The sequence below is a fragment of the Cellulomonas sp. genome, assembly GCF_017744555.1.
GTDB lineage: Bacteria > Actinomycetota > Actinomycetes > Actinomycetales > Cellulomonadaceae > Cellulomonas.
This window is the reverse complement of record NZ_JAGIBD010000070.1, coordinates 3,048-4,015: the sequence shown is the minus strand read 5'-3', so window position 1 is coordinate 4,015 and position 968 is coordinate 3,048. Positions and strand designations below refer to the sequence as shown.

The 968-nt window shown below is 68.2% G+C and carries 1 protein-coding gene; it reads right to left on the bottom strand.

Annotation, left to right across the window (positions count from 1 at the left end; genetic code table 11):
* A partial coding sequence (locus J7523_RS19925; protein ID WP_291890468.1) for a hypothetical protein occupies positions 1 to 633 on the bottom strand: 633 nt, incomplete at its 3' end.
* Between the last annotated feature and the right edge of the window lie 335 nt (positions 634 to 968).

The following is a 968-nucleotide window of genomic DNA, read 5'->3' as shown; positions in this document are numbered from 1 at the left end:
GCTGAATCCCGTCGTGGGCCCCTTCGTCGAAGCAGCGACACCAAGCGTGCTGGACTGGCCGGTGGAGTACTGGAAGTCGACCGACGAACCGGGGTTCGTGGAGAACAGACCGCCGATCGGTACCCAGAAGTTCCCCAGGTTCGTGCGCTTGGCCGTGGAGCACGACTTCTCCATGTAGTCCCCGAGCTCGACCTCGCCGGCCGCAGCAGGATCCTCGACCAGGTGTCCTACCTCGCTCACGGTTCCGAGATCGACGACGCTGGCGTCGTCGCCGTTCCCCTCGGCGACGTCGGCGACCGAGACGGCGAAGGAGCTGGCGAACTCCGACGCGCCGTTGTCGGCGCTCAGGTAGAGGTTCACCTCGCCGTAGCCGGAGGCGTAGCTCTCCAGGGTCTCGGCGTCGTCGACCGTCACCGTGAAGGATCCGTCGCCCGCGACCTCCGCAGCGCCAACAGGTTCGAGATGCACCTGCTCGCCGACCTCGAGGTCGGCGAGCACCTCGTTGGCGGGCCAGGCGAAGAGGGTGGCCGAGGTAGGGGGAGCCGCGTCCGCGTCGCTCAGATCGAACGTCCCCTCGGCGATCACTTCTCCGGCGGGGGTGTCGGCTGGCGCAGCGCCGACGAGCAGAGACACGGTGAGCAACGTGACCGTGAGACTTCCCACGGTGCGGATAGTTGTCGAGGCAACTCGCATGCGGCGCTGGACCTCCTGCTCGACGGGGTGAGCCCCAGGGATGAGCACGCGGGGCATCACGTGGTGAGCGGAACCGTAGCGACACAAGGGGGCCCACCGTGGGCGAACGGCAGTCCGATCTACGACAGGCTCTTCGAAGGTCTGCCTCTCCACCCGGACGCCCCACCTCACCCCACTGGCGGCTCGACCACCACGGGCACGCCCCAGTCGGTGAACTGCTGCACGGTCGTCGTCTGCACGCCCCCGAACGTCCCGGTGCCCTGCGTCCCGACGAC